Source organism: Dickeya chrysanthemi NCPPB 402 (assembly GCF_000406105.1).
Lineage (GTDB): Bacteria > Pseudomonadota > Gammaproteobacteria > Enterobacterales > Enterobacteriaceae > Dickeya > Dickeya chrysanthemi.
The window spans coordinates 2,396,104-2,416,510 of record NZ_CM001974.1 but is presented as its reverse complement, the minus strand read 5'-3'; the positions used below and the strand labels follow the sequence as shown (position 1 = coordinate 2,416,510).

Annotated in this window: 28 protein-coding genes; 26 read left to right on the top strand and 2 right to left on the bottom strand. The window is 54.1% G+C overall.

The genetic code is table 11. From position 1 onward, the window contains the following. The 13 genes from DCH402_RS10765 (at position 1) to DCH402_RS10705 (ending at position 10,313) form a co-directional block, all read left to right on the top strand. Entirely contained in the window at positions 1-549 is a 549-nt protein-coding gene (locus DCH402_RS10765; protein ID WP_040001092.1) for a DUF3486 family protein, read from the top strand. After that, positions 546-1,862, top strand: a complete 1,317-nt coding sequence (locus DCH402_RS10760; protein WP_040001091.1) for a terminase large subunit domain-containing protein — start codon at positions 546-548, stop codon at positions 1,860-1,862. The genes DCH402_RS10765 and DCH402_RS10760 overlap by 4 nt, the downstream gene beginning before the upstream one ends. Then, complete coding sequence (locus tag DCH402_RS10755; RefSeq protein ID WP_040001090.1) at positions 1,862-3,355, top strand: DUF935 domain-containing protein; 1,494 nt, start codon at positions 1,862-1,864, stop codon at positions 3,353-3,355. Before DCH402_RS10760 ends, DCH402_RS10755 begins: the two co-directional genes overlap by 1 nt. Further along, a complete protein-coding gene (locus DCH402_RS10750) occupies positions 3,336-4,157 on the top strand; it encodes a phage head morphogenesis protein (RefSeq protein WP_040001089.1) in 822 nt (273 codons plus the stop codon). The genes DCH402_RS10755 and DCH402_RS10750 overlap by 20 nt, the downstream gene beginning before the upstream one ends. Then, on the top strand, positions 4,154-4,603 hold the full coding sequence (locus DCH402_RS10745; protein ID WP_040001088.1) for a phage virion morphogenesis protein: 450 nt from the start codon (positions 4,154-4,156) through the stop codon (positions 4,601-4,603). Before DCH402_RS10750 ends, DCH402_RS10745 begins: the two co-directional genes overlap by 4 nt. A gap of 195 nt (positions 4,604-4,798) precedes the next feature. Next, entirely contained in the window at positions 4,799-5,908 is a 1,110-nt protein-coding gene (locus DCH402_RS10740; RefSeq protein WP_040001087.1) for a peptidase, read from the top strand. 36 nt (positions 5,909-5,944) lie between these two features. After that, positions 5,945-6,880 (top strand): hypothetical protein, encoded by a 936-nt coding sequence (locus DCH402_RS10735; RefSeq protein ID WP_040001085.1) that lies wholly within the window; start codon positions 5,945-5,947, stop codon positions 6,878-6,880. 10 nt (positions 6,881-6,890) lie between these two features. Further along, positions 6,891-7,229, top strand: coding sequence for a DUF2190 family protein (locus DCH402_RS10730; RefSeq protein WP_040001084.1), 339 nt, complete (start codon positions 6,891-6,893; stop codon positions 7,227-7,229). Positions 7,230-7,231: 2 nt separating this feature from the next. Further along, on the top strand, positions 7,232-7,690 hold the full coding sequence (locus DCH402_RS10725) for a gp436 family protein (protein ID WP_040001083.1): 459 nt from the start codon (positions 7,232-7,234) through the stop codon (positions 7,688-7,690). Next, a complete protein-coding gene (locus tag DCH402_RS10720; RefSeq protein WP_040001082.1) occupies positions 7,690-8,157 on the top strand; it encodes a Gp37 family protein in 468 nt (155 codons plus the stop codon). The genes DCH402_RS10725 and DCH402_RS10720 overlap by 1 nt, the downstream gene beginning before the upstream one ends. After that, a complete protein-coding gene (locus tag DCH402_RS10715) occupies positions 8,154-8,378 on the top strand; it encodes a hypothetical protein (RefSeq protein ID WP_040001081.1) in 225 nt (74 codons plus the stop codon). Before DCH402_RS10720 ends, DCH402_RS10715 begins: the two co-directional genes overlap by 4 nt. Then, positions 8,368-9,792 (top strand): phage tail sheath subtilisin-like domain-containing protein, encoded by a 1,425-nt coding sequence (locus DCH402_RS10710; protein ID WP_040001080.1) that lies wholly within the window; start codon positions 8,368-8,370, stop codon positions 9,790-9,792. The genes DCH402_RS10715 and DCH402_RS10710 overlap by 11 nt, the downstream gene beginning before the upstream one ends. Beyond that, positions 9,792-10,313: a phage major tail tube protein gene (locus DCH402_RS10705; protein WP_024105325.1), complete on the top strand. Its 522-nt coding sequence runs from the start codon at positions 9,792-9,794 to the stop codon at positions 10,311-10,313. Before DCH402_RS10710 ends, DCH402_RS10705 begins: the two co-directional genes overlap by 1 nt. Positions 10,314-10,341: 28 nt before the next feature. Here the strand turns inward: DCH402_RS10705 and DCH402_RS10700 are convergent, their stop codons facing one another. Further along, a complete protein-coding gene (locus tag DCH402_RS10700; RefSeq protein ID WP_050583296.1) occupies positions 10,342-10,554 on the bottom strand; it encodes a hypothetical protein in 213 nt (70 codons plus the stop codon). Between the two features lie 102 nt (positions 10,555-10,656). On the opposite strand from DCH402_RS10700, the gene DCH402_RS10695 reads away from it, so the two are divergent. Together DCH402_RS10695 and DCH402_RS21305 are read left to right on the top strand one after the other, a co-directional pair. After that, a complete protein-coding gene (locus DCH402_RS10695; RefSeq protein ID WP_040001078.1) occupies positions 10,657-10,977 on the top strand; it encodes a phage tail assembly protein in 321 nt (106 codons plus the stop codon). Beyond that, entirely contained in the window at positions 10,928-11,074 is a 147-nt protein-coding gene (locus tag DCH402_RS21305) for a GpE family phage tail protein (protein ID WP_071604698.1), read from the top strand. The genes DCH402_RS10695 and DCH402_RS21305 overlap by 50 nt, the downstream gene beginning before the upstream one ends. On the opposite strand, the gene DCH402_RS10690 is transcribed toward DCH402_RS21305, so the two are convergent. Next, positions 11,037-11,315, bottom strand: coding sequence for a hypothetical protein (locus tag DCH402_RS10690; protein WP_040001077.1), 279 nt, complete (start codon positions 11,313-11,315; stop codon positions 11,037-11,039). The genes DCH402_RS21305 and DCH402_RS10690 overlap by 38 nt on opposite strands. Positions 11,316-11,356: 41 nt before the next feature. Between DCH402_RS10690 and DCH402_RS10685 the strand changes: the two genes are divergently transcribed. The 11 genes from DCH402_RS10685 to DCH402_RS21300 form a co-directional block, all read left to right on the top strand. Then, positions 11,357-13,828: a phage tail tape measure protein gene (locus tag DCH402_RS10685; protein ID WP_040001076.1), complete on the top strand. Its 2,472-nt coding sequence runs from the start codon at positions 11,357-11,359 to the stop codon at positions 13,826-13,828. Further along, complete coding sequence (locus DCH402_RS10680; RefSeq protein ID WP_040001075.1) at positions 13,828-14,715, top strand: phage tail protein; 888 nt, start codon at positions 13,828-13,830, stop codon at positions 14,713-14,715. The genes DCH402_RS10685 and DCH402_RS10680 overlap by 1 nt, the downstream gene beginning before the upstream one ends. A 3-nt stretch (positions 14,716-14,718) precedes the next feature. Further along, entirely contained in the window at positions 14,719-14,931 is a 213-nt protein-coding gene (locus DCH402_RS10675) for a tail protein X (protein ID WP_040001074.1), read from the top strand. Between the two features lie 62 nt (positions 14,932-14,993). Further along, the gene (locus DCH402_RS10670; RefSeq protein ID WP_233276364.1) at positions 14,994-16,094 is read left to right on the top strand and encodes a phage late control D family protein; all 1,101 of its coding nucleotides are present in this window, start codon (positions 14,994-14,996) and stop codon (positions 16,092-16,094) included. Continuing rightward, the gene (locus DCH402_RS10665; RefSeq protein WP_040001072.1) at positions 16,091-16,675 is read left to right on the top strand and encodes a phage baseplate assembly protein V; all 585 of its coding nucleotides are present in this window, start codon (positions 16,091-16,093) and stop codon (positions 16,673-16,675) included. The genes DCH402_RS10670 and DCH402_RS10665 overlap by 4 nt, the downstream gene beginning before the upstream one ends. Before the next feature lie 45 nt (positions 16,676-16,720). Further along, positions 16,721-17,074: a GPW/gp25 family protein gene (locus DCH402_RS10660; protein WP_040001071.1), complete on the top strand. Its 354-nt coding sequence runs from the start codon at positions 16,721-16,723 to the stop codon at positions 17,072-17,074. Then, the gene (locus DCH402_RS10655) at positions 17,065-18,177 is read left to right on the top strand and encodes a baseplate assembly protein (protein WP_040001070.1); all 1,113 of its coding nucleotides are present in this window, start codon (positions 17,065-17,067) and stop codon (positions 18,175-18,177) included. Before DCH402_RS10660 ends, DCH402_RS10655 begins: the two co-directional genes overlap by 10 nt. Further along, complete coding sequence (locus DCH402_RS10650; protein WP_040001069.1) at positions 18,170-18,760, top strand: phage tail protein; 591 nt, start codon at positions 18,170-18,172, stop codon at positions 18,758-18,760. Before DCH402_RS10655 ends, DCH402_RS10650 begins: the two co-directional genes overlap by 8 nt. Continuing rightward, a complete protein-coding gene (locus DCH402_RS10645; protein ID WP_040001067.1) occupies positions 18,748-19,734 on the top strand; it encodes a gp53-like domain-containing protein in 987 nt (328 codons plus the stop codon). Before DCH402_RS10650 ends, DCH402_RS10645 begins: the two co-directional genes overlap by 13 nt. Before the next feature lie 11 nt (positions 19,735-19,745). After that, complete coding sequence (locus DCH402_RS23090; RefSeq protein ID WP_081642157.1) at positions 19,746-20,225, top strand: tail fiber assembly protein; 480 nt, start codon at positions 19,746-19,748, stop codon at positions 20,223-20,225. Positions 20,226-20,281: 56 nt separating this feature from the next. Then, positions 20,282-20,407 (top strand): transposase DNA-binding-containing protein (locus DCH402_RS21300; protein WP_152486959.1); only part of this gene is annotated, 126 nt, incomplete at its 3' end.

The following is a 20,407-nucleotide window of genomic DNA, read 5'->3' as shown; positions in this document are numbered from 1 at the left end:
ATGGCAAGACGCAGCACTATCGACAAACTGCCGGATGATGCCCGCCGCTGGCTTGAGCGTGCGCTGACCGAATCAGGCTTCAGTGGCTATGCCGAACTGGAGAGCCTGCTGCGTGAACAGGGCTACGTTATCAGCAAGTCGGCTATCCACCGTTATGGCCAGAAGATCGAGCGTCGTTTCGCGGCAATTCGGTCAGCAACGGAAGCCGCCCGGATGCTGACTGAGGGTGCAGCGGATGATCAGGATGCGCGTTCGGAAGCGGTCATCGCGCTGATACAGACCGAGCTGTTCGAGAGTATCGTCCAGTTGCAGGAAGCAGACGAAGAAGAAATCGATCCGCAAGTGCGCGTAGATCTGCTGTCGAAAGTGGCTAAGAACGTCGCCACGCTGTCGCGGGCCAGCGTCAATCTGAAAAAATTTCAGGCAGAGCTACGGGACAAAATCGCCGCCAAGATGGATGCACTGGAAGCCGAATCGAAACGGTCTGGTCGCATTGATGCGGAAACCCTTCGTCGGGTACGCGAAGAAATCTACGGGATTGTCAAATGAGCGCCGCAATTCAGTTACACCATTATCAGCAACGGTGGTTTCTCGATCGCGCCCGTTTCAAGATTGGCATGTTTGCCCGTCAGACCGGGAAAACATTCACTACCACGCTGGAACTGGTAGACGACGCGTTTGAAACAGAGGTGGCCGGTGGCCGCACGCGCTGGGTGATCCTGTCTCGCGGCGAACGGCAGGCGAAGGAGGCGATTGAGGAAGGCGTGAAAAAACACTGTCGGGCCTACAGCCTGGCGATCCAGGAAATCGAAGGCGGGTTCAAGGGGGAATCCGGCGAACGTTACACCATGCTGGATGTGGTGCTACCCGGTGGCTCCAAAATCACCGCATTACCAGCCAACCCGGATACTGCACGCGGTTTTTCCGCCAATGTATTTCTGGACGAATTCGCGTTCCATGCCGACAGCCGCAAGATTTGGGCCGCACTGTTTCCTGTCATCTCGAATGGCTGGAAGTTGCGCATCACGTCAACGCCGAATGGCAAAGGCAATAAATTCTACGAACTAATGACCGACACGAAGCTGGCAGATATCTGGTCGCGTCATGTTGTCGATATTCATCAGGCAGTGGCAGACGGTCTGCCGCGAGACATCGAACAGATGCGGCTGGCGCTGAATGATGACGATGCCTGGGCGCAGGAGTTCGAGCTGAAATGGCTGGATGAGGCCAGCGCCTGGCTGTCATTTGAGCTGATTGATGGCGTCGAGCACGATCATGCCGGACTACCTGAACACTACACTGGCGGGCCGTGCTTCGTTGGCGTCGATATCGGTATTCGTCACGACTTGTTCGTCATCTGGGTACTGGAACAGGTCGGTGATGTGTACTGGACACGGGAAATCATCATCCGTAAACGTGCCACATTCGCCGAGCAGGACGCCTTACTGGACGACGTGTTTTTCCGCTACCGGGTGCTGCGTTGCTGCATGGATCAAACCGGCATGGGAGAAAAACCAGTGGAAGATGCCAAATACCGCCACGGCAGCAGCCGGGTTGAGGGCGTCATTTTCGGTTCAGCCAGTAAGCTGACAATGGCCACACGCGGAAAAGAGGTGTTTGAAGACAGACAGATCCGCATCCCTCGCGGCAGTCAGGAACTGCGCAGTGACCTGCATAAATTGCAGAAAGTGTCCGGCCCGACAGGTGTTCCGCGCTTTGTCGCCGAGAGTGACAGTGGCGGTCACGCAGACCGGGCCTGGGCGTGTTTCCTGGCAATTAATGCATCAGACGGCCCTGCTGGCCCGGTCACCGTCAATTCACGCCGCCGCCGTTCGTCCACACGTCTATTGGAGAATTACTGATGACACGCGGTATTTGGGTTTCTCCCACTGAATTTGTTTCCTTTTCCGAGCCTAAGAAATCACTCAGCGAGCAGATCGCTTCACGTGACCGCAGCATGGATTTCTACGGGTTGGGCATGTACTTGCCGAACCCCGACCCGATATTGAAGGCGCAGGGAAAGGATATTCGTATTTATCGTGAACTGCGCACTGACCCGTTAGTCGGTGGCTGTATTCGTCGTCGTAAAGCAGCAGTGAAAGCGCTGGAGCGCGGCGTGGACAGAGGGAACGCCTCTGAACAGGTATTCAGCTTTATCCGTGACATGCTGATGGATATGGATATGTCACGCATCATCGGGGAAATGACCGATGCGGTGCTGTACGGCTACCAGCCCTGTGAAGTGATGTGGCAACGTTCCGGGACAAGCTGGCATGTTGGCGACATCGTTGGTAAACCGGCCGATTGGTTCCAGTTCGACACCGACAACCGGCTGCGCTTCCGTTCCCGTGACAGCGGGTTTGAGGGCGAAGCCATACCAGACTACAAGTTTCTCGTGCCGCGTCAGGATGCAACATACGACAACCCATACGGCTTCCCCGACCTGTCAATGTGCTTCTGGCCCGTGACGTTTAAAAAAGGCGGGATGAAATTCTGGGTGAGGTTTGCCGAGAAATACGGTTCACCGTGGGTGGTCGGTAAGCATCCTCGCGGCACGTCGCAGGGGGAAATCGACAACTTGCTGGATTCGCTGGAAGCGATGATCGAGGACGCTGTTGCCGCTATTCCTGATGACTCCTCCGTTGATATCAAAGAGGCGGCAGGCAAAGCTGATAGTAGCGAGATTTACCAGAATCTGATCGCAGTATCGCGCAGCGAAATTGCGATCGCCCTTCTGGGGCAAAACCAGACCACAGAAGCAACGGCAAACAAAGCCTCGGCGCAGGCTGGGTTGGAGGTTACTGGCGATATTCGGGATGGTGATGCCGATATTGTAGAAGGAGCCATCAACCAGCTTATCCGCTGGGTGGTTGACCTCAATTTTGGCAGTAACGTTGTCGCGCCGGTGTATAAGCTGTGGGAGCAGGAATCTGTCGATAAAGTGCAGGCCGAACGTGACGAACGGCTCAGTAGCGCGGGTGTGGTCTTCACCCCTCAATACTGGAAGCGTGAGTACCAGTTGCAAGACGGCGATATCGACGAAACGCCCAAAGCGACGCTATCTGGCAAATCGCTGGCGTTCGCTGAAGCCGTCAATGCCGATGTTAACGCACAGGATGCACTCGATGCGGCACTTGATGTTGTGATGAACGGTGGTCAGCTTGACGACACGCTGGAGCCGCTGCTGGCTCCGCTGCTTGAACGCGTCCAGTCCGGCGTTCGTCCCGGCGATTTGATGGGCGAACTGGCGGAGCTGTATCCGCAGATGAAGGCCGACGATCTGCAAGAGCGCCTGGCGCGTATCCTGTTCGTAGCAAACCTCTGGGGGCGTCTGCATGAGCGTAACCGCGACTGAACTGGCGTACTGCATGACGCTGCCGCCTAAACGGGCTATCAGTTACTTACAGGCAAAAGGCTATGCGATAAGCTGGGACTGGGAAGAGATCTGGCAGGAATCCCACGCCCGCGCCTTTACTGTCGCTAAAGTGACCCGGCTGGATATCCTTGAAGATATCCGTCGCGCGCTGCAGGAAGCGCTCGATGGCGGCAAGACTGACCGCTGGTTTCGCAAAGAGCTGGAACCTGTGCTGAAAAAGAAAGGTTGGTGGGGAGAACGCGATACCACAGACCCGGTGACCGGTGAGCCGATCACTATTCAGCAGGGGTCAGCGTGGCGGCTTGATACCATCTTCCGTACCAACATGTCGGCACTCTACAGTGCGGGCCGCTGGGCCGAGCAAATGGAAAACGTCGATGACCGGCCGTACTGGATGTACAGCGCCATCCGAGACAGTCACACTCGTAAAAGCCATTTGCAATTACACGGCAACGTATTCCGTTATGACGATCCCTTTTGGCAGGCATTCTATCCGCCCAACGGGTGGCGCTGCCGCTGTTCTGTGATTGCACTGAGCCAGCATGATATAGAGCGGCGCGGTATGAAGGTGGCTAACGCCATAAATTCGATGGGCTGGGAACTGAAGCTGGTCTCAGAAAAAACTGGCGAGATGCAGCGAGTAGCTACATTCAATACGGGCAGCACAACAGTCAGTACCGATCTTGGCTGGTCGTATGCACCGGGTGCCGCATATCGCCCGGATTTGGCCCGTTATCAGGGCGGCCTCGCGTCCCTTGCTAAACAGGAGTTATCGTCATGAGTACCGTCAGTATCACGATTAACGACAGCGATCTGCGGCGTGGGCTGCGTGCGCTGGAGAGCGCAGCGGCGGATATGACCCCAGCGATGCGCAAGATTGCTGGCACGCTGCACGCGGAAACCGACAGCAATTTTGATGGGGGCGGACGCCCTGAATGGATTGTGTCACAGGCAGCTGAAGATCGTGATGGCCAGACGCTGCGTAAAACCGGGCAACTGCAAGGGTCGGTATCAACAGAATATGATTCGAGCAAGGCAATGATAGGCACGAATACTGTATATGGTGCTATCCACCAGTTTGGCGGCAAGACCGGGCGAAATGAGTCCGTCGAACTACCAGCACGTCCGTATCTGCCGATGGATGAAGATGGCAACCTGCAATCAGAGGCGGTCAACTCGGTATTGGACACCATCCAACGGCATCTTGAATCTGCGGCGCAGCATTGATTTCACGCGGCACAGTTAAGCCAATGTGCCGCTTATCCTGAAAAATGGCTTAAATTCCTTTATAAAGGCTTTACAGCCGCACTATTCCCGCCACACCAAACCGGCTTTGCGCCCTGTTTTTCTTAATTGAGATTAACAGCCAACTTTATTACTTCAGTTGACACTGTCCTGAGTTTTCCAAACCGGGACAGCACTATGCCACTCCACATTTTTAAATCCGGCACACATACCGATATGCACGGCACGAAACTGCCGTTCACGACTGCTGATTTGGCCGCGTGTGCGGCGGCTTATGATCCGGCGGTACATGAGGCACCGATGGTGATCGGCCACCCGAAAGCGGATGCACCGGCTTATGGCTGGGTGGCCTCACTGTCAACCAGCGGCGGCGATCTGCTGGCTGAACCTAAGCAGGTCGATCCGCAGTTCGCTGAACTGGTGGATGCAGGCCGTTACAAGAAAGTTTCCGCCTCGTTCTACCTGCCTGATTCGCCCAATAACCCGAAGCCCGGTACGCTCTATCTGCGCCATGTAGGGTTCCTCGGCGCACAGCCGCCGTCGATTAAGGGATTAAGGCAGGTGGCCTTCAATGAACAGGAGGACGGCGTGGTCGAGTTCGCCGACTGGGGAATGATGACCAGCGCCAGCCTGTTTAGTCGCCTGCGTGAGTTCATCATCAGCAAATTCGGCATGGAAGACGCCGATAGCGTCCTGCCGTCGTGGCAACTCGACACGCTGCGTGATGAAGCGATGCGAGAGGACAAAACCGTACAAACCGACCCGGCATTTCAGGAACCCAACCCCGCTAATCCCACATCTACCCATGAGGACACCACTGTGACCAAAGAAGAAATTGAGGCCCTGCAGGCCGAGAACGCCCGTCTGAAAGCAGATGCAGCCACCCGACTGGCCGCTGATGCGAAGCTGAGACAGGAAACGGTGCATAACGGCAACGTCGCCTTTGCAGAAAAACTGGTGACGGAAGGCCGTCTGGTGCCAGCGGCAAAGGCCGTTGTCGTCGCGCTACTGGATGAAGTTTCTAAAGGCGACCAGCCGGTTGAGTTCGCTGAAGGTGAGGTGAAAAAGCCGCTGGCCAGCGCGTTTAAGGAGCTGTTAGGCGGTGCGACACCTGTACTGGATTTCAGTGAGCACGCCACCAAAGACCGCGTCAACATCGATATCACCACGACGTCAGTGGAATTTGCTGAAGCCGATCCTGAGCGCCTGGCTTTGCATCAGAAAGCCACAGCGCTGGCGAAGAAAGAAGGCATTAGCTACGACGCCGCCGTCGCTCGCTGCCTGTAACAGCGGCAATCCGTAACCGTAAGAAAAGGAGACATCATGTCTGATTATTTAAGAGGTAAACGCGTTGTTGACCCTGTGCTGACCAGTGTGGCACGGGGTTACAGAAACGCCGCGTTTATCGGTGAAAACATCTTCCCCATCGTTCAGGTGGAAAAGGAAGGTATCGTGGTACCGCTGTTTGGAAAAGGCGCATTCGTTGAATACGACACTGAGCGTGCAGTCGGCGCAGAAAGCAACGTCCTGTTGCGTGAAAAGTCCAGTTCAATGGATTTGGTGCTCAACGAGCATGATTTGGCTGCGCCAGTGGACTACCGGGAACAAGCTGAATCGCTGTTTAACGAAGAGGCGAAGGCCATTCGTCGTGCGACTAACGGCGTCAATCTGCGGCGCGAACTGTATGCCGCACGCCTGGCACAAGACCCCAATGTCTATTTAGAAAAATCCAGAAAAGCACTGGCTGCGGCGGAGCGCTGGGCAAATGGTAAAGGTGAACCCGTCACTGCGATTGAAGCGGGTATCGAGGCTGTTCGTAATGCAACGGGCTTACGCCCAAATCTGATGACGATGGGTGCCAGCGTCATGTCGGTACTGCGTTATCACCCTGCTATTCAGACACAGATTGGCGCTAACGAGCGTAAGCGCATTACAGCAGAAATTCTGCAAGATATTTTCCAGATCCAGAAAGTGGTGATCGGTGAGCCAGTATCCAGCCCGGACAGTAAGAACGGGCCCGTTGATGTCTGGGCTGACAACCTGATGCTTCACTACGTTTCACCGCCGCAGCCCGGTACGGAAAGTGCGGACGAAGGAGAACCATCTTTCGGTTACACATTCCGCCGCAAAGGGATGCCTGTTTCTGACAAATACCCGGGCGTGGGGGGCAAAGTCTCCTACGCGCGTTTCACCGACATCTACAAAGTCGCGGTAGTCGGCGGCGATGCCGGGTATCTCATCACAAATATCCTGAAATAACGGGGGCATTATGGGAGCCACACAACAGGTCATTTTGACCACCACGGTTCTGGCCAATGCTGCCCTGGCACAGCAGCGTTTTGTCGGTGCGGATAACGCTCCGTGCAAAGCAGGTGCTGCCGCATTGGGCGTTGCCGAAGTAGATGGCGCGGCAGGCGATGCAGTGCCAGTTAATGTGCTCGGTATTTTTGTCGTTGAAGCTGGTGCAGCTATCGGGCGTGGTATGTCTGTCCAGTCCGACGAGTCCGCCCGAGCCGTTCTACTGACAGAAACGGGCGTATCGAATGGCATCGCACTGGATGCAGCCCTCGCCGACGGCGACATCATCCGTATCCTGCGCGGGGTGTAACCATGTACTGCACCCTGGCGGATTTGATTGAGCACGTCCCGGAACAGACGCTGATTCAGTTGACCAATGACGAGATGGCTACTGGCTCTATGTACGGTGAAACGTTACCAGTGAATACCGCAGTCATTGACAGTGCTATCCGCTATGCCGATGAGCTGATCGACGCCAATCTGCGCGGGCGTTACACCCTGCCGCTTGCCGAAGTCCCGACAGTGCTGCGCGACATAGCTATGACGCTGACTCGCTACCGGTTGTATGCCCGTCGCCCGGAAGGCTCCATGCCAGACCTGGTGAAAGACGATTGTAAAACGGCGCTGAAACAGCTTGAGCAGATACGTGATGCAAAGCTGACGCTCGGGTTGCAGTCAACCGGCACCGATGCACCGGAGCGCGGGGAATTCAGGGTGCGTGGGCGTCAGCCCACGTTTGGCGGGCGTAACGGCGTACTGGATAAATTCTGATGGACGTCTCACCGATTGTGGATGCCGTGGTATCACGGCTGCGCGAAAAACTGCCCGCGTTGCACATTGAGTATTTCCCGGAGAAACCGGCGGACTACCGGCTGAACCATCCTACCGGGGCAGTTCTTGTGAGCTACGCCGGTTCCAGGTTCGGCAAGCCGGAAGACATCGGCGCAATGTTGCAGGCCCAGACCGTGACGTTTAACGCCACCGTGGTATTCCGACAGCTCAATGGTCGCCAGGGCGCGGTGGCGGTACTGGATGTATTGCGCCGGGTGCTGTGCGGTTACAAGCCGCCTGGTTGCAACCGGAAAATCTGGCTGGTACGGGATGTGTTTATCGGCAACGTCGCCGGGTTGTGGCAGTACGCCCTCGACTTCGCGACCGAAGCCGTACTGATTGAAGACACCGATCTCCCTCACGGCCCGCTACTGGCGGGGATTGATACAGAGGAACAGGACGAATGAAAAACTATCGCTACACCGGCCCGGCCAGCGGCGTCACGCTGGCCGACGGTACTGAAGTGCTGCTGTGGCCAGGCAAAGACGTCTTGCTGCCGCCTGATAACGACTATGTAAAAACATTACTGGCGCTGGAGTATTTAGCACTGGTTGATGAACAACCTGTCGTTGTTGTCAGCCCGGCGAAAACCAGACAAAAAGAAGAGGCGAACAACAATGGCAGCTAACTATCTGCACGGTGTGGAAACCACAGAAGTCGAAACCGGCGCTCGCGTCGTCAAAGCCGTGAAGTCAGCCGTGATTGGACTGATTGGCACAGCGCCGATGGGGCCGGTCAATACCGTTACGCTGTGTACCTCGGACACCGCAGCGGCGAAATTCGGCAGTCAGTTGAGCGGCTTTACTATCCCACAGGCGCTGGATGCCATTTACGACCACTCCGCCGGTACGGTGCTGGTTATCAACGTACTCGACCCTGCGGTGCATAAAACGCATGTGGAGAATGAGCCGGTAACGTTCGACATCAACGGTTCTGCAGCACTGGCTAATCCTGTCGTTGCAAATCTGGTGCTGAAGAAGGATGCGAACGCCGTGCCGTTTGTCTTGGATACGGACTACAGCCTGGAACCGCAAACCGGCATCATTACACGTCTGAATAAAGCGCTCGGTGATACGGCGCTGGCCAGTTACGACTACGCCGACCCGACGAAAGTGACGGCTGGCGACATCATCGGTGCTGTCAATGCAGCGGGAAACCGTACCGGGATGAAGCTGTTGCACGATACCTATAACACATACGGCTTCTTTGCAAAGATTCTGCTGGCACCCGTTTACTGCACACAGAACAGTATCCGCGTTGAGCTGCAAGCGCTGGCAGAGAAACTGGGGGCAATGGCATATGTGGATGCGCCTATTGGCACGACCTATGAGCAGGCGATCTCTGGTCGCGGCCCTGCTGGCACCATCAATTTCAACACCAGTTCTGCGCGTGTCAGACTGTTTTATCCGCATGTCAAAGTCTACGACGCTGCATCTAACAGCGAACGGCTGGAGCCACTGAGCCAGCGGGCGGCTGGTTTGCGGGCTAAAGTTGACCTGGAAAAAGGCTTTTGGTGGTCATCGTCGAATCAGGAAATTCAGGGCATTACAGGCGTTGAGCGTCAGTTGTCTGCGATGATTGATGACCCGAACTGCGAAGTGAACCTGCTGAACGAGCAAGGTATCACGACGGTATTCAACAGCTATGGTACTGGTCTGCGGTTGTGGGGGAACCGTTCGGCAGCCTGGCCAACCGTCACGCACATGAAGAACTTTGAGAACGTGCGCCGGACGGCGGATGTGATCAACGAGTCGATTCGGTATTTCAGTTTGCAGTATATCGACATGCCAATCACACAGGCGCTGATTGACGCGTTGACCGAATCGGTAAACGCCTATGGTCGCAAGTTAATTGGTGATGGTGCATTGCTGGGGTTTAAGTGCTGGTATGACTCGACCCGCAACGAAGAAACCGAGTTGTCATCCGGGCATCTGCTACTCAGCTACCGTTTCACGCCGCCGCCCCCGCTCGAACGCCTGACGTTCGAGACGGAGATCACCTCAGAATACCTGGCAAACCTGACATCAGGGAGTGACAGCTAATGGCAAAGATTGAAGTTAACCGCATCACTAATGCGAATATTTATCTCAATGGTACAAATCTGCTGGGCCGCGCCGAAGAAGTGAAATTGCCGGACGTCACCATGACCATGCAAGAGCACAAGGCGTTGGGAATGGTCGGCAAAGTGGAACTACCCAGCGGGTTCGACAAGCTGGAGGGCGAAATCAAGTGGAACTCGTTCTACCGTGACGCGATGCTGTCCGCCGCAAATCCGTATAGTTCGTTATCGTTACAGTGCCGTTCTAACGTTGAGCGTTACAGTAGCCAGGGGCGCATTGATGAAGTGGCGCTGGTCACTTATCTGACCATCATGTTTAAGAAGAACCCGCTGGGGACGTTCAAACAGCATGAGAACGCCGAGTTCTCCAGCTCGTTTACCTGCACGTACATCAAGCAGGTTCTTGATGGCGAAGAACTGCTGGAACTGGATTACCTGGCAAACATCTTCCGCGTTGGCGGCGTTGACCAGTTGACTGACTATCGTATTAACATCGGGGGCTAGTCTGAATAAGAGGACAGTGATTAGCACATCATTGTCCTGCTTCATATTTCCCGGTGCGTATTAGTTGGGCTGCGTCCCTGTTAACGGCTTTTCCAATCACGTTGCCCGTCAATCGTCGGTTTTTTTCCAGTTGCTCAATGATTGACTCTCTATTTATAAAGGCATCAGTGATTACCAGTTCAATAACCGCACTGCCTATCGCATAGACCATCATTTGCATGTGTGAGTCGTCTAACTGCATAAGTGTCACCCCATATAGCGTTGCTAATCCGATTTAATATCCGTTTTTAGTACATAGAGCAATACTGCTTCTGAATACCAACCTTTTATTCAGGAGCACCACATGTCTGATGTCCTTTTTCCTCTTTCTATCCCGTACACCACTGCGGCTGGCGTTCGTATCGAATCGCTGACGCTACGACGCTTGCAAGTCAAAGACCTGAAAGCTGTGCGCAAGGTCAGTGCTGAGCCTGCTGACTGGGACGATCTGCTGATCGCCCGTTCCTCTGGATTTGTGCCTGAAGATTTTGATGGTATGGATTTGGGGGATTATCTGGAGTTGCAGAAACGATTTCAGCAACTCACTGGATTGGCTAAACAACCCCAGGGCGCTGATGCGGTCGCAGGCGATGCTGGCGAGGTGGTTCCGCTGGCAACCGAGTGAATTAGACGCGCTGGATGTGGAAGAATTTGAGGACTGGCTGGAAATAGCCAGCCAGCAGATTAAGCGTGAGAACGGCGACGACGATTCAGACGGCTGACCAGCGAACTGATGGCGGCAAACACGATGGCCAGTAGGGCTATAACGGGTTGCAGGATAAAGATAACCGGCACCATCGCGACCGATAGCACCGCTGCGCCGACGATCATCATCACCACCCACACCAGGGTATCGCTACTGGTGTGGGCGGTATAGATGCCCCAGCGAACCAGCAGATAGATGTACAGCCCGCCAATCGCTGTGACCAGCAACCCCTTCAATAGCGTCAGCGCGTTTTCCATATCTGTAATCCCGTATCAACTGAATAAATGGAGTGTAGACGGTGGCTACCGAGTTCTCAATAGGCGTCATTATTGGCGGAGCGATATCCGGGGCGTTTCGCTCTGCGATGTCCGGCACGCGCCGCACGCTGGATTCGCTCGGCGATGTCTCACGCCAGTTGACAGAGCGACAGAACACGCTGACCCGCGCTGTTGAGCGGTATGGTCAGGTCGGCTCACGCAGCGCACAACGCCTGAATGCCGATTTACAGCGCGTGGGCAGGACGCTGGATCAACTGCAACAGCAGCAAAAACGGTTGCAATCTGCGGCGGCAATGAGCGACTCGGCAAAAGCGAATCGCATGGCGCTATACGGTCAGGGCGTCGAAACCTATGCCGTGGCAAGAACGGCGGCAGCACCAGTGATGGATGCCGTCACAAAGTACGCATCATTTGAATCTGGGCTGCGTGATATCTCTGTGACTGGCGATCTATCTCGTGACCAAGAAACGAAAATAGGCCATGTCCTGCGCAAATCAGCAAAAGAGGCAAATCAGCTTCAGGAAACGCTGATGGAAGGAATGAATACGCTGGTTGCGGCAGGGATGGAACCAGTCAAAGCATCAGGCTTCATGAATCTGTTGGGGAAAACCGCAACAGCATCAAAAGCCAACATCAACGATCTGGCAAAAATGAGCCTGGCGTTTGAGTCGCTAAAAATATCTGGCGATGCCGCAATGAAAGAAGCGTTCAACCGCGCCGTATTTGGTGCGAAATCTGGACGGTTTGAGCTGAAAGATTTGGCACAGTATTTACCAGAAATGGCCACTGCATTTGCTGCAAAAGGGATATACGGTCAAGAAGCTGTGTCGCAGATTATTGCATCGCTCGAAGTCGGCCGCGAAGGCGCTGGCACGGAAGGCGAAGCTGCGACAAATATGCGCAATTGGCTTGCTGCAATGAACCGCAGCGACACGATTTCAAAATATGCGAAAGCCGGGGTCGATTACCAAAAATCCATGCAGAGCTATGTCGCACAGGGCTTCTCGCAATATGAAGCATCACTGATGATTGCCGATCGCTTTGTAAAAGGAAAAGGCGATGCATTTCTGAAGCAGTGGGAAAAAGCGGGTAAACAAGGTGACAAAGACGGCCAGCAAAAATTAATGGAGTCTTTCGGTTTAGCCGAAATATTCACTGATATTCAAACCGTGAACCATTTATTAGCAATGCGTCAACGGTGGGATGATTATCAGAAAACAAAAGCTGGGATGGGTAGTAAAGAGGCTCAAGGCTCAATAGATAAAGATTTCGACTCGCAAAACGACACATTAGAAGCGCAATGGCGTCGCAGCAAAATAGCAACAAATGATTCAGCCATTGGGTTGGGTGAGTCATTACGCCCAGCACTAATTTCAGTCAGTTCTGCCATTACTCCGTTGATGGATCAATTAGGTCAATGGATATCTCAAAACCCGGTGTTAGTGAAAAATATCGTCCTCGGAGCGGCGGGATTACTGGCGTTTAAAGCGGGTTTGATTGGTGCTCGACTGGGTATGAATCTGCTGTTATCCCCGATTGTTGATACCTACAAGGGCATTATGTTGCTGCACTCAAAATGGACGCTGTTGCGGCTGGCGTTCAGCGCCGGTGGCCGCGCTCGCCAGTGGATCAGCGTATTTGGCAATCTGGCAAAGGGGGCCATGAACCTGGGCAGGATTTTAGGTAGCTCATTATTACGCGGTATTACATTGGTGAGTCGTGCCATATTAATGATGGGTCGTGCGCTGTTAATGAATCCCATCGGATTATTAATAACCGGTATTGCCGTCGGTGCGTATCTGATTTATCGCTACTGGGAACCGATCAGCGGCTGGTTTAAACAACGCTGGGCTGATATTAAAGCCGCGTTTTCAGGTGGCATTGGTGGTGTTACGCGGCTAATTCTCGACTGGTCGCCCCTCGGCCTGTTCTACAAGGTTTTTGCCGGGGTGATGAAGTATTTCGGTGTTGATATGCCAGGCAAGTTTAGCGAGTTCGGCAGCAACATCATTAGTGGGCTGGTTAATGGCATCCGTAATAAATGGGAGGAAGCTAAAGCCAGCGTCGGCGAACTGGGCGATAACATCAAGGGCTGGTTTGCCGAAAAACTCGGTATCCATTCGCCTTCCCGTGTATTCGCGGGGTTCGGTGACAACATCGCACAGGGGGCGGCGATTGGCATCAGTCGCAGCACACCGCTTGCCGCTGCTGCCGGGCAACGGCTTGCAACAGAGCTGACACATGACATGCCCAAACTTCCTGCGGCTGCTCAGTCTTTTGACCCAGCTAATTTGCGCCGTGGCAATGCGGCATCAGGTATGGCATCTGCGCCGGGTATCCAGGTGTCATTCTCACCGACGATTAATATCAATGGCCAGCAGCAAAGTGGTGGCTCGCCCGATATCGCCAGTGCGCTAAATCTGTCACTCAACGAGCTTGAGAAAATGCTGCAACGCATCGTCGCAGAACAACAACGCCGGGGGTATGCCTGATGTTTGCGGTTCTTGGTGATATTGAGTTTGAGCTGATCACGTACTGGGACGGGTTTGAAGCCCAGTTCAGCGTCGATTATGCCGAACATGCTTTAATTATGGGCAAGCCACGGTTGCAGTTCATCGGTGAAAAATTAGATGAGATTAGTATCAGCCTGGTATTCAACTGGCTGTACTGCACGCCGGAAACCGAGCTTGCGCGGCTGCGTAATCTGATGCGCACACATAAAGCGCAGGCTCTGGTATTCGGCAACGGCGACTATCGCGGCTGGTTTGTTGTGACAGACGTGCGGGCGACCAGTGAGCAGACTGACCGCTCGGGTAATGTGTTGGCACTCAATGCACAGGTTACGCTGCGTGAATATGTCGGCGACCCGAAAAAGCCGCTCACAGCCCCAGCTATCGCGCAAACCGTGCCGAATACCAAAGCAGTAGCAAAGTCCACTGCGGCGGCACCCTCCGGCATGGCATCCATGGTTCGCTCTGCTGTCGGTTATGCGCGTAATGCGCAGTCAGCGTTACAGACAGCAACCAGCACAGTTAGGTTGGTGCAAAAGATGGCAACCAATCCGACGGTTGCGCTGGCTCGCGTTCCAGGGCTGATGACGCAACTGGGCGGCGTGGCAACGCCACTCTCTAACTCCATTCCCGCTTTGTCGTCAGTCACCAGCGCGTTCCCCGATGCTGCTCGTGCTGTGCGTTCGTCAAGCCAGGCGCTGTCATTCGTCAATAATGCACGGTCATCCCTGGCGAGTGTTGGCACAGGGAATATCGCGGCAACGATGAGTGAAGTGAGTACGCAACTCGGGTCAGCGACAAGCATGATGAGCGCGTCATCACCGACGATTAGCCGGATGACTGCTGCTATCGCCACGCGGAGGGTTTAAGCAATGTTTATCGAACACATCACAAAAGCCGGGGAGCGCTGGGACAGCATCGCGTACACCTATTACGGCGACGCGCTAGGGTATGACAGGATTATTGCGGCTAATCCGCATGTGGCTATAACGCCGGTATTGCCGTCCGGCATCGTGCTGGCCATCCCCGTCATCGAACCGGCCGACGTCAACAGCGCGGAGGATACCCCGCCGTGGCTACGTTAACGACTACAACGACGACACAGCAGCAACAGCAATCCGATACAGCACGTGATGTGCTGATACCGATGTTTACCCTGGTGTACATGAAAAAGAACATCACTAACGATATCGCACCCTATGTGCTGCGTGTGACGTACACCGACAACATAAAAAGCGAATCAGACACGATAGAGGTCGAGCTGGAGGATACGGACGGAAAATGGGAAAACCAGTGGTATCCGGGCAAAGGCGACTCGGTGAGCCTGAAGATGGGCTACCTCGGCGAAAAGATGCTGGATTGCGGCACCTTTTCAATCGACGAGATTGAAAGCCGTGGCCCGCCGTCAACGGTATCCATCAAAGGGGTGGCGACGTCAGTGAATACGGCGTTGCGCACCAAGTCAAACCGTGGATTTGAGAACACAACGCTCGGCGCGATTGCCAGTCGCATCGCTAAAAAGCACAAGTTAAAGTTGGTCGGCAGCATTGAACCCATCAAGTTAGACCGTGTAACGCAGAACGCCGAAACAGACGTCGCGTTCCTCAAGCGCCTCGGCAAAGAGTACGGCTACGCAGTCAAAGTGACAGCCACGCAGATTGTATTTTCTCATCTCGATACACTGCGCGGGTTGCAGAGTGTGATGACGCTGGCAAGGACTGACATCGCAAGCTATTCGCTGCGTGACACCATCAACCAGGTATATAAGTCAGCAAAACTCAAGCACCAGAAGACAGGCGATAAAAAACTGGTTGTGTATGAAGCCGAAGGCGGTGTATCTCAAAGCACAAAGACGGCCAAGACCGCAAAAACACACGCCGACACCACCAGTGCCGACACGCTGAAAGTCAATGGCAGGGCCAGTAATCAGGATACCGCTGAACGTAAAGCGACTGCGGCGCTGAATTCGCATAACGAGTATCAAGAGCAAGGGCAAATCACCGTGATGGGGGCCGTTAAGCTGGTGGCAGGTAATAAGGTCACGCTGTCAGAGTTCGGCAAGTTCTCTGGGGACTGGCTGCTGAATGCAGTGCGACATACGCTGACACGCAGCAACGGTTACGTGTCAGAAATGGAGATTGTGCGCGGGCCAATAACAAAAGGCACGAAAGCAAAGAAAAAGACCACTTTGACCGTGTATCACCCGGACAACACGACGTCCACGACAGTGAAGGAGAAGAAAAAATGATGCGTACCGGCACAGTCAGCGCCGTTGACCCTGAGACATGCCGCGCACGCGTTCGCCTGCCGGAGTTTGATAACATGCGGACTGGCTGGCTTGATGTTGTGCAGCGCAATACGCGAAACAATAAAGACTACTGGCTCCCAGACGTGGGCGAACAAGTCAAAGTGCTGCTGGATGAGCACGGCGAAGACGGCGTGATCCTCGGCTCAGTCTATTCCAGCGTCGATACACCGCCTGCAAATAACCCGGATGTGCGTGGCGTGACGCATGGCGACGGCGGTGCTTTCTACTATGACAGGCAGACGCATACGCTGACGATTAACGGCGGCATTGAACATATCGTGATTGAATGTGTCGCTGATGTGACTGTCAGAGCACAGAAAGTCACACTCGATGCACCCGAAACCGAAGTGACAGGAAATATGCTGGTGAAAGGGAAACTGACATACCAGGGCGGGCTGGCCGGTTCCGGCGGCAGCGGCGCGGCGGCGATTATTCAAGGGAACGTCAGCGTAGACGGCAGTATCAATGCCACCGGCAGCGTAATGGATGTCGGCGGCAACTCAAACCATCACTCTCATTAAAGTCGTTTAATATCCGGCTTTCTCTCCGGGGGCGATACTGCCCCCATGAATACGAACTCGAACTCTGTTTTTTGGCAACCGAAGCTCAAGACCCCCGGCACGATTGTCGAGGGGGCTGACGATATTGCACAGGCCATCAGCATCATTCTGCGTACACCACGCGGCAGCGACCCGCATCGGCCTGAGTTCGGCAGCAATCTCCATCTTTATATTGATTACCCAATTGACCGCGCTATTCCGCACGTCGTCCGTGAGTCTGTTGAGGCCATCAAGCGTTGGGAGCCGCGTTGCAAGCTGCTTGCTGTAAAACCGACTGTGGACGGTGAACACCTGACGTTACGTGTTCAATGGCAAACCACGACAGGTACTGATACTGCAACGGAGGTTTTATGGCGGTAACGACAGAGCCGGTTTTCATCGAGCGTGATGCCGATGCCATCACCGCCGAGATGATTGCGAAGTATGAAGCAGACAGCGGCAAAACACTCTACCCGGCACAAGCCGAACGGCTGTTACTGGACATTATCGCGTATCGGGAAATGTTGTTGCGCAGTGCCATTCAGAACGCCGCAAAACAAAATCTGGTGCGATATGCCGCCGGGCCGATGCTGGATTATCTGGGCGAGCTGGTTGGCACATACAGACTGTCTGCCATCGCGGCGATTATTAAGCAGTTGCTATTTACAGTTGAAACAGTGCTGCTGACAGATGTGCTCATTCCTGCCGGAACTCGCGTCAGCGCGTCTGACAGCGTGATATTTGCGACAGACACTGACGCGGTGCTGAAGGCTGGCCAGCTCTCAGTCACCGTATCTGCGACATGCGCGGAAGCCGGAACTGTTGGCAATGGCTGGCAACCGGCACAAGTCAGCACGCTGCTTGATGAAGTGGATGATGTGGATTTCACAGTCAAAAACCTGACTGCAAGCAGTGGTGGGTCAGATGACGAGTCTGATGATCATCTGCGTGAGCGCATCATGCTAGCCCCGGAGGCGTTCAGCACAGCCGGTTCAAAGCTGGCATATCGCTATCACGCAATGAGCGCACACCCGGACATTGTTGATGTCGCCGTCGTTTCGCCCGTTCCTGGCACAGTTGCGTTATATCCGCTGATGTCATCCGGTGCGCCATCTGACGCGGTTATCGCGCTGGTAGAGAGCATTTGCTCTGACGAAAAGGTCAGGCCGCTCACTGACACGGTTACTGTCTACGCCCCGGTGACGGTCAATTACGAAATCCGGGCATCGCTGGTCATTCGGCGCGGCGAACTGTCAGACACGGTGAAAACAGCGGCAGAAAGCGCAGTAACCGCGTGGGCAGCAACAAAAGGCGCAACGCTGGGTAACGACATCGTACTCAGCCAGTTGATCGCAGCCCTGTCTGTAACCGGGGTGTATGACGTTGCAGTTTCGTCGCCTGTCGCATCGCTGGCCGTCGCAGAATATCAATGGGCCAACTGTACAAACACCGTGATTACCGTCAGCGGGGTGTCTGATGACTGATATGCAACTACCGCCAGTTATCGCATCTGATGTCAGTTTGTCTGCGCTAGCCAATCTCACAAGTCGATTTGATGACCTGAATCTGGATACGCTGATGGTGTATCTGGTCGATATCGTTAATGAGAGTGCGCTTGATGCGCTTGCAGATCAGTTCTCGCTGAAAAAAGGCGATGGCTGGGAACTAGCTGAATCAGATGATGCACGCAGGGCGATGATCAAGACCGCTATCGAGCTGCACCGTTACAAAGGCACACCCTGGGCGATACGCCAGGTTTTCCGCAGCCTCGGATTTGGCGAGGTCGAGCTGATTGAACACATCGGAAGACTGAATTACGACGGCCAGCGTAACTACGATGGCTTGATGGTTCACGGCGATAAATCCGCGTGGCCGATTTACCGCGTACTAATGAGCCAGCCGATCACGAACGACCAGGCGCAGCAACTTCGCAACACGCTCAACATGATTGCTCCGGCCCGCTGCAAGCTGGCTAGCATCGAATATACCGCAGCACCAATCCGCTACAACAGCAGCGCCGGGCATGACAACAGCTACAACTACGGGAGCGCAGGATGGCAGAGTTAACAGAAAAGACAGAGTGGGTAGATGGCATCTATCAGCTCGAAACGTCCGATCCAGTTATGGGTGGGCCTGGAGGGATTTCTAACAGGCAGGCAAATCAACTGGCAAACCGGACTGCATACCTGAAGCAGCAGCAAGAGCAAACAGGAAATGCGCTGAATCAACATGCAACAGCGGCGAATCCACATCCGCAGTATGCGCCGCTCGCCAGCCCGGCGCTTACTGGTGTGCCGACTGCGCCGACTGCGGTCAAAACGGATAACAGCACCAAACTGGCTACCACAGGTTATGTCAAAACAGTGGTCGCTGATTATGCGCCACTTGCCAGCCCGGCATTAACTGGCACGCCTACCGCGCCGACGGCAGAACAGACGGTCAATAACACGCAACTTGCTACCACGGCATTTGTGAAAGCTGCGATGGCGGCACTAGTCGCTTCATCTCCGGCGACACTTGATACACTGAATGAACTGGCAGCAGCTTTGGGTAATGACCCCAATTTTGCCACCACGATAACTAATGCGCTGGCACTAAAAGCCCCGTTGGCCAGCCCTGCGTTTACCGGTACGCCTACCGCGCCAACGGCAGAACAGACGGTCAATAACACGCAACTTGCTACCACGGCATTTGTGAAAGCTGCGACGACCTCAGTAATGGCGTCAGGGCTACTTGAGCAAACCGGGCGATTGACTATACCGCTGAACATCAGCGGGGTACTCAGAACGATTTATATCATGTGGGGGCGGACAGCAGCATCTGAAGATATCGGCGATACTGCATGGACGGTAAATTTCCCATCTGTATTTCCGAATGCGTTTCTTTCAGGCCAGGTTTCGTTGCGCTACCCATCGTCGATTGATGGCAACGCCGCAGTATACTTTTACAACGAATCAACAAGTGGCATGTCGATTAAACTTGATAAATACACCAATGTTCTCGCTGGTATTGTTGCGCATTGGCTCGTAGTTGGATATTGAGGCAAATAAATATGAAATTTTCTGTCATGGCACAGGGTTTTTACCCGGATGATATTGATTATGGTAATGCGCTACCTGCCGATGCGGTTACTATTACTGATGAGCAGTATGAGCAGTTTTTTAACGCGCTAAACACGACTGTCGATAAGTCAGTCGTAGTTTTCATGGATGGTGGGGAACTGAAGCTAAGCCCAATCAGGCCAGATGTATATTACTGCTGGGATACGGGTGCCAGCGCATGGGTTATAACTGATGATGCACAGCGACAGCGAACGGCCGATCAAATTTCAGCAGCATCGTTACAAAAGTCAAACTTGTTGGATGCTGCGACGCAGCAAATCGCACCGTTGCAAGATGCTGTGGATTTGGGCATGGCAACCGACACCGAAGCTGCGCAACTGACAAGACTGAAAAAATACCGGGTGCTTCTGAATCGCGTTGATACATCTAATGCGCCAGATGTTACGTGGCCGGATAAACCGTATAAATGAAATTTTCTTTCAACATTTGAAAATGTTCGCCGCACAATTTATCGCGCATCTGATGCCTGATTTATCGCGCCGCGCATCAATTAGGGGATTTACGCCGTACCCGGCGGCTTGTCACCCTGGTTTCCTCACTGGCTCAATACACTGGACTGTCTATCGTGAAATCCTCCCATTCTTCTGCTGAA